Origin of the sequence: Deinococcus rhizophilus, from assembly GCF_030271215.1 — a bacterium.
In the GTDB taxonomy this organism is placed as follows: domain Bacteria; phylum Deinococcota; class Deinococci; order Deinococcales; family Deinococcaceae; genus Deinococcus; species Deinococcus rhizophilus.
In genome coordinates this window covers 1-7,716 of record NZ_JASNGB010000139.1, presented here as the reverse complement: position 1 = coordinate 7,716, position 7,716 = coordinate 1, and the positions used below count along the sequence as shown (strand labels likewise).

General features: G+C 74.7%; 5 protein-coding genes and 2 pseudogenes. 2 read left to right on the top strand and 5 right to left on the bottom strand.

Annotated elements, in window-relative coordinates:
- Nucleotides 1-624, top strand: a pseudogene (locus tag QOL99_RS12860) (hypothetical protein); the annotation flags it as partial.
- A gap of 168 nt (nt 625-792) precedes the next feature.
- On the opposite strand, the gene QOL99_RS12855 reads toward QOL99_RS12860, so the two are convergent.
- From QOL99_RS12855 to QOL99_RS12835, 5 genes are read right to left on the bottom strand one after another with little or no spacing between them, the layout of a single operon-like run.
- Nucleotides 793-2,088 (bottom strand): glycosyltransferase, encoded by a 1,296-nt coding sequence (locus QOL99_RS12855; protein ID WP_285524373.1) that lies wholly within the window; start codon nt 2,086-2,088, stop codon nt 793-795.
- Between the two features lie 35 nt (nt 2,089-2,123).
- Nucleotides 2,124-3,299 carry a glycosyltransferase gene (locus QOL99_RS12850; protein WP_285524372.1) on the bottom strand — a complete coding sequence of 392 codons (1,176 nt, stop codon included), beginning with the start codon at nt 3,297-3,299 and terminating at the stop codon, nt 2,124-2,126.
- Nucleotides 3,300-3,312: 13 nt separating this feature from the next.
- On the bottom strand, nt 3,313-4,626 hold the full coding sequence (locus tag QOL99_RS12845; protein WP_285524369.1) for a hypothetical protein: 1,314 nt from the start codon (nt 4,624-4,626) through the stop codon (nt 3,313-3,315).
- Nucleotides 4,623-5,792, bottom strand: coding sequence for a glycosyltransferase (locus QOL99_RS12840; RefSeq protein WP_285524368.1), 1,170 nt, complete (start codon nt 5,790-5,792; stop codon nt 4,623-4,625). The genes QOL99_RS12845 and QOL99_RS12840 overlap by 4 nt, the downstream gene beginning before the upstream one ends.
- Nucleotides 5,789-6,715 (bottom strand): lipopolysaccharide biosynthesis protein, encoded by a 927-nt coding sequence (locus tag QOL99_RS12835; protein WP_285524367.1) that lies wholly within the window; start codon nt 6,713-6,715, stop codon nt 5,789-5,791. The genes QOL99_RS12840 and QOL99_RS12835 overlap by 4 nt, the downstream gene beginning before the upstream one ends.
- A 557-nt stretch (nt 6,716-7,272) precedes the next feature.
- Here QOL99_RS12835 and QOL99_RS12830 point away from each other — a divergent pair.
- A pseudogene (locus QOL99_RS12830) lies at nt 7,273-7,716 on the top strand (hypothetical protein); the annotation flags it as partial.

Genomic DNA, 7,716 nt, shown 5'->3' with positions numbered 1-7,716 from the left:
GGGCGGGGAGAGACGGTGCGGGTGGTGGCGACCTCGCTGCCCCCGGCGGCGGCGGGCCCCTTCGAGACGGTCTGGCAGGTCACCTCGCCGCTGCCGCACGTCGTGGAGGCGGCGGCGCTGACCCGGCGGCACCTGTTCCTGTGCCGCCTGCAGGACGTGGCAGTGCCGCAGGGCTGGCGGCGTGAGCTGGAGCTGACCCGCCGCCTGCTGGGCCCGGATCACATCCTGCCCGGCCCCCCCGAGCAGCGGGAATACGACGCGGCGCTGTTTCCCGGCGGACCCTCGGGGTGGGCCGATGCCCTGCGGGCGCACCGTGAGGCGCTGGATTACGCGTCCTTCGCCTCCGAACTGCGCCCCCGCCCCGGCACGTCGATGCCGGTCCTGATTCCCTATGGTGACCAGGCCCGTTCGCTGATCGCCGCCTACCGCGAGACGGGGCGCATGCCCGGCGGCGCCCTGAATTACGCCGCGTGGCTGACCCCCGGCGAGGCGCAGCGGGCCGTGTCGCGCGGCCACGCCGAGGCGCGGGGCTGGGCCCTGGTGTGGACGGGTCCCTACGACCCGGTATACGGCCTCGCCGCCGAGGTGGTGCGCGGGGCAGGCGACCTCGAGCGGCGCGAATAGGCCCGGTCCCAGGGCCGTCCAAACCGTTCTCCACCCAGGAGAGCACCGGTTCGGCACCTCCTCTCCCGGAAACCGTCTTGCTCCTTCTGGCTCTGCTGGGATCGAGCACGTGGCGTCACTGTTCAATCCGAGGCCGTATCAGGTCACGGCGGCCCCCGGACGACCGCTTCAGGCGGTGCCAGAGCTGTCTCTGCAGGGGCGACGGCGACGGCCTCGGGCCAGCCCCAGCAGCAGGGCGGCCCCAGCGGCGAGCAGCAGGGGCCGCCGCCCCCGGGCCGCCTCCTGCCGCTGTGCCCAGGCCGCCGCGTAGAAGCTGTCCCACAGCTCCCACACCCGCTCCTCGCTGAACTGCTCGCGCACCCAGCGCCGCGAGCCCTCGCCCAGCCGCCGGGCCTCGGTGGGGTCGGTGAGCAGGCGGTGCAGCGCCCCAGCGAGGGCCGGAACGTCTCCGGTGGGGACTTGCAGGCAGGTTACCCCCGGCACCCCCGCGTCGCGCACGCCGGGCGCGTCGGTGAGGATCGCCGGGACGCCCGCCGCCGCCGCCTCCAGCACGACCATGCCCAGTCCCTCGTGACGGCTGGGCAGGGTGAGCAGGGTCATCAGCGGGTAGAGGCGGCTCATGTCGGCCTCGAAGTCCACCTGCACCAGCCCGGGCACCCGGCGGTAGGCCTCCAGCGCCCGCGCCGAGAGGGGATTGGCAGGGTCGGGCGTGCCGACGAGCAGCAGCCGGGCCTCAGGCAGGCGGCGCTGCACGTCTTCCCAGGCCAGCAGCAGCTCCTCGGTCCCCTTTTGCGGCGCGAGGCGCCCCACGAAGCCCACGACCGGGGTGCCCTCCGGGAGGCCGAGCTGAGCCCGCGCGGCGGCGACTGCCCCGGGGTCGGGATGGGCGTAGCGGTCCACGTTCAGGCCCGCCGGACTGCCCGCCCCCAGCACCCGGATCTTGCCCGCAGGCACCAGGCCCAGCGCCACCGCCTCGGCGCGGTTGGACTCGCTGACGCACAGCACCTCGTGGGCACAGGCACAGGTCAGACGCTCGATCAGCCTCAGCAGTGGGCGCAGCCGTGCGAGCGCGCCGGTCGCCGCCGTTTCCGAGCGCAGTCCATGGATGAAATACACCCGCAGCGGCACCCCGGTCAGCACGCCCGCCAGCCCGCCCAGCAGCCCGGCCTTGGGCGTGGAGAAGTTGAGAATCTGCGGGCGTACCCGGATCAGAATGCCCAGCATCCCCATCAGCGCCCGCAGGTCCCGCCGGGGCGAGATCTCGCGGGCCATCGGGAGGGGGTGAAAGGTCGCGCCCCCCACCGCCCGGGCCCGGCCCACCAGTTCGGCGGGTTCGGGCGGCGTGACGAGGTGCAGGTCGTGGCCCTGTTCGCGCAGGTGCCGCAGTTGCGGGGCGAAAAAGGCCAGCGCCGCGATGGGCGTGGTCGTCGTGTAGAGGATTCGCAGGGGGGGCAGTCGGGACACACGGCATGATACGGAGCGTGGCTGTGGGTGGCCGCTTACCGCGCCGCCCGCTCCCGCACCACCCGCAGGAAGCGGCCCCGCTCGCGGTCCAGCACGTCGTCGGCGTAGCTGCGGGCGTGGGCAAGGTTGCGCTCACTTTGCGCGGTCAGCCACGCAGGGTCCGGGGCGCGGGAGTGCCACAGCCGGGCCAGCGCCCCGGCGTCGCCGGGAGGCACCAGCGCGTCCGGGGAGAGCAGCTCGGGAATGCCCCCCACGTCCGACCCCAGCGCGGGGAGGGCCTGGGCCATGCCCTCCAGCAGCGCACGGGGCAGCCCTTCGGTGCGCGAGGGCATCAGGTACAGGTCCGCCGCCGCGAGGTCGCGCCGCACCTCGGCGGGGGTGCTGCGCTGTCCGGCAAAGGTGCAGGCGTCCGCCACCCCCAGGGCGCGGGCCTGCGCCTTCAGCCCGGGGAGCAGGCCCCCCTCGCCCACCACGGTGAGACGCGCGTCCAGTCCGGCCCCCCGCACGGCGGCCAGGGCCTCCAGCGCCACGTCCACCCCCTTGTGCGGTTGCTCCAGCGCCCCGACGAGCACCGCGCGGAGGGCCGGCTCCTGGAAGGTCCGGGGCCCGGCCGCGAACGCCTCCGGCGGCAGATGCACGTCGGACACCCCGAAGGCGGGAACCCCCGCCCCCGGCGGGTAGCGGCGCTGCAGGGCCTCCCGCGTCACGTACTGCACGGCCGCCGCCCCCCGCACCTGGCCCCAGGTCAGCGCCGTCATCAGCACCCGGAAGAGCGGGCGCAGGTGGCCCCGCCGTCCCGGTCCCGGTGCAAAGCCCAGAAAGGGGTCGTTGACGACCTCCACGGCGTAGCGCCGCCCCTGCACCGTCCGCAGCCCCGCCGCGAGGTGCCCCAGCACACCGCCCAGCCGCACAATCACGGCGTCTTCGGGGGCCAGCACCGCCCGCAGCCTGCCCAGCACCGGGCCGAGTCGCCGCAGCAGCCCGCCGGGACCCTCGTAGTAGGGCATATGCGCGACCTGCACCCCCGGTCCGTCCACCCGGCGGTCGCCCGGCCGGGGCCGCGCCACCGGCTGCGAGCGGGCCACGACCTGCACCTCCTCGAAGGTGCCCAGGTAGCGCCGGAAGTGGGCATAGGTGGCCTGCCCGTTGTCGTAGGTGGCCCCGTCAGGGGTGTGGACGAAGCGGTGTTCCAAAACGATGCAGACGCGCAAGGTGACAGACTCCTCAGGTGGGAAGGGGGCGGGCGGGGGGCCGGACCAGCGCGAGGGCCAGCGTGAGCGCCAGCAGCGGCAGAAAGGATCCGAAGGCCGAGTTGGGGTAGAAGGTGTCGGTGGTCAGCGCCGTGAGCCACAGCGCGGCGAGCAGGTGTGCGGCCACCCCGGCGGCGTGGGTCCCGGCCTGCCGCAACCGCGCGAACAGCAGCCCGAACAGCAGCCCCAGGACGGTCAGGCCCGCCAGCCCGGTCTCGTAGAGCACCTGCAGGGGCAACAGGTGGGCATAGGCCCCCAGGTTGCCTACCCCCGAGCCGAAGCCGCTGCCGATCAGCAGCCGCAGGGGCTCGGCTGCCAGCCCTTCCAGGTACGCCGCCCAGATGTCGGTGCGGCCCGCGAGGTTCCCGGCCTCGGTGGCCTCCAGCAGGGTGGACTGCCGCGAGACGAGGTCGCCGAGTTCCGCGCCCAGCCAGGGACTCGCGGCCACGGCTCCGGCCGCCAGCGCGGTGAGGGCCAGGGTCGCCAGGACGGGGGTCCGGAACCCCTGGAGCAGCACGAACAGCGCCGCCCCCGCGAAGCCCGCCCGCGACCCCGACAGGAACGACGCCACCAGGATGCCCGCCAGCACCCAGGGGGTCCAGCGCCCCGGCCGCAGCAGCAGCGCCAGTGCCCCGCTCAGCAGGACCATCGCCGCGACGTGCCCGTGGTTGTAACCGATGGTCCCCAGCCCCTGCTCGTAGTGGCGGTAGAAGCCCTCCCACGGCCCGGCCACCCCCTGCCCGCGCGGCAGCACCTGCCCCAGCGTCTCCGGCACGGCGGGGGAGAAGGTGGTCCACAGCACGCCCCCCACCATCAGCCCGAAGCACAGCAGCGCGGCGGTCCCCCAGCGCTGCCGGGTGCCCGCGAAGGCGGGGTCGGTCAGCGGCAGCCGCGACACCAGCCAGAACGCGGCCAGCGTCTGCACCAGCTTGTACAGCTGAAAGAGGCCGAAGGGCACGGCGACGCCCAGCCCCGGGTCGCGCAGCACCAGCAGCAGCGCAAAGGAGAGCAGCGACAGGCCCCCGACCAGCCCCAGCGCCTGCCACACCGCCCGGTGTTCCGGCGCGGGCGAGCGGCGGTAGAGCAGCCCCAGCCCCAGCGCCGCCCACAGCAGCAGGTCGGCCAGGCTGGGCCACAGCGCCCAGCTCGGCCCCACGGCCAGCAGCGGAGGGCCGAAAAACTGCACGAACACGTAAGCCCCCAGCAGCCCGGCGACGGCCCGCTCCAGCAGCGGGGCCAGGACCGGCGCCGCGACCGTTCGCCGGGAGGAGGGCAGGCTCAGGCTCATGGGGAGCGGCGCTCCGTCTGCCACGCGGCCTGCGCGTAGAACGTCAGCAGTTCCCGCGAGGTCCGGGCAATATCGAAGTCGAGCGTCTCGGGCACCGCCCGGCCCCGGGCGAGGGCGCGGGCGACGGCATCGGCCCAGACTGCGGGCTTCTGCGCGAGGCCCAGCACCTCGACCGCCTCCAGCCGCATCCGGCGGTCCAGCGGCACCCCATCCGACACCACTGCCGGGAGCCCCGCTGCCTGCGCCTCCAGCAGCGCGAGGCTGAGGCCCTCGTGGGTGGACGGGAAGACGAACACGTCCATCGCCCACAGCAGCCGGGGCACGTCGGGCCGCGAGCCGACCAGATGAACGCATCCCTTCAGGCCCAGCTCACGCACCCGCGCCTCGATGCCGGACCGCTCGGCGCCGTCACCCACCAGCAGCAACTGCGCTGGGCCGTGCCGTTCCAGGTACGCCGCGAACACGTCCAGCAGGAAGGAATGATTCTTCTGCGGGCGGAACTGGCCCACATGCCCGATCACCGGTTCGCCTGACGGCAGCCCCAGCTCGCGCCGGGTGGTGTCCGCCTCTCCCCGCGCCGCCCGCACCGCGTCCAGATTCACCCCCAGGGTGACCAACCGGGTGCCCCATTCCCGCCAGCGCGGGCCGAACAGGGCCGCGGCGGCCTCGGCGCTCACCGCGAGGCGGTGGGTCACGCCCGCCCCCAGGGCGGCCTCCATCGCCCGCAGGTACAGTCGGCGGCCCCGCCCGGCGGCCGCGTCCTCCCGGCGGGAGTCCAGATGACTCGTCGCCACCCGCACAGGGACTCCCGCCAGCCGCGCGACGAGCAGCGCCAGGCCCCCGAAATGATGAATATGACTGTGAATGACGTCGTAGGGGCCGTATTCGCGCAGGTGCCGCCGCAGCGCGGCCACAAAGGCGAGCGGCCGCCGGGTGGAGGGGGCCTGAAAGACCCGCCCGCCCAGCCCCCACACCAGCCGGTCGAGGTCGCCGGGCCGGGGGTCGGGGGAGACCACCAGCAGGTCCATGCGGGCCTCGGTGGGGCGAACCTGACCCAGCAGGTTGACCAGCCAGCTCTCGACCCCGCCCCGGTCCAGCGTGCCGGTGAGGTGCAGGACACGCAGGGGGCGGCCAGGGGAAGGGGGAAGGCTATCGGGAAGGGTCATAGGTCTCCTGGGGGCACCGGGCTGGGCGGAAGGCTGGCCCGCAGCGCCCCCGCCACGATCAGCAGGCTGCCCGCGAGCTGCGCCCCGGCCCCGATCAGCCCGGCGAAGGCGGCGCCGATCACGCCGTGGGGGGGAATCAGCCAGGCGCAGGCCAGTGCCAGAATCACGGTGACGGCCGCGAAGAGGGGCAGTTGCTCGCGGAAGCGCCGCGCCGCCGTGACCGCGAAGCCCGCGCAGGAGGCGAGGTAGCTCAGCGCCGCGCCCACGCTCAGCCACACGAAGGCGGGGCCCTCGCCCGCGTAGTCGGGGCCGTACAGCAGCTCCAGCAGTGGCCCCCCGGCGACCACGGCCAGCAGGGTCAGGCCCACCCCGAAGAGGGCCGCTGCCCCCGAGAGTCCCAGCGTGAGCCGCACGAAGCCTCCCCGCTCGCCCGACGCGAACAGGTGCGAGAGCCGGGTGGTCAGGGCCGTGCCCAGCGCGACCACGACCAGGCTGCCCACCACGGTGACGGAACTCAGGGCCGAGAACACCCCCACCGCCGCGCTGCCGTGCGCGTGTTCCAGAAAGAGCCGGGGCAGCGTGCTGCCGAAGGAGACCAGCCCCATCACCACGCCCAGCGGCAGCGCCAGCCGGGGCAGGTCGGCCGGAATGTGCCGGGTCCACCAGCCGCCCGGAGCCAGCCGCCGCGCGAGCGGGAGGTCATGGGCGACCAGCACAACCAGCCCGGCCAGGGCGACCCCGGCGGCGCCCAGGGCCACGCTTCCCGTCGTGGCGAACAGGGCGGCCAGCAGTCCCAGCCCCAGCACCCCCCGCAGCAGGGTGGACCGGGACACCCAGTCCAGCCGTTCCTGCCGCTGCATCAGGCCGTAGGTCACGTCGCTCACGCCCTCCAGCGCCTTGGCGACCCCCAGCCACAGGATCACGCCCGCCACCTGCGGGTACAGGGCCGCCAGCCCCGCCGTGAGGGCCNTCGCTCACGCCCTCCAGCGCCTTGGCGACCCCCAGCCACAGGATCACGCCCGCCACCTGCGGGTACAGGGCCGCCAGCCCCGCCGTGAGGGCCAGGGCCAGTCCCATCGTCAGGGTGCGCAGGCTGAAATACTGCCCAAACGGCCGGGCCTCGCCCGCGTCGGTGGCCTGCACGCTGCGCAGTTGCAGGCCCAGCAGCAGAAAGAGGGGATTGACCAGCCCCAGCCCCAGCGCATACTGCCCGACCACCTCCTGGCTTCCCAGCCGGGCAAGCAGCGCCACGGTCAACCACTGGGCCGCCGCGTAAACCCCCTGTCCCGCGACCGTCCAGACCATCCCCGCCCGCAGTCCCACCCGGCGCTGGGCCACCGTGGGGGCGGGGGAAACTGGAGGTGGGGGCGGCGGCAGGGTCGGCATGGGCAGATCGGTGCAAGATACCCCGGCCCCGCCGGAAAGAGAGAAAGCCCGCCCGCCTCCCTCCCGGCCGCCGCCCCCCGGCTATAGTGCCCCTGTGCGCCGCCGCTGGCTGATCGGAACCGTGCTGCTGGCCCTGGCTGCGGGCGGGGGCGGCTACCTGTACCTCACCCACGAGCGGGTCGCGGCGGTGGGGCAGGTCGTCTACCACGAACTCGACGGCGACGGCCTTCCGCCCCCGGCCGGAGTCCTCGACGACCCCGTCTTCGCGGACCTGCCGCCCCGCGACCCGGACCGTCCCGTCTCGCTGGGCCGCTACCTGCCACCGGACCCCGCGCCCGAGGCGGGTCCGCCGCCGGAACCGCCGCCCGCACCTGAACCCGGGCCCGCATCAGCACCGGAGCCGGTAGACCCGCAGCCGCCGCCCGAGGCCGCGTCGCCACCCCCGTCTGCCGAGCCGCCGGAGACTCCAGTTCCTGAAGCCGCGTCCCCCGTACCCCCGCCTGCTCCCCCAGCGCAGGACGCCGCCACCCCGGCGCCG

What these genes read in the sequence shown, in the direction of transcription:
- QOL99_RS12845 (WP_285524369.1), bottom strand. Translation starts at nt 4,626, where the DNA reads ATGAGCCTGAGCCTGCCCTCCTCCCGGCGAACGGTCGCGGCGCCGGTC.
- QOL99_RS12840 (WP_285524368.1), bottom strand. Translation starts at nt 5,792, where the DNA reads ATGACCCTTCCCGATAGCCTTCCCCCTTCCCCTGGCCGCCCCCTGCGT.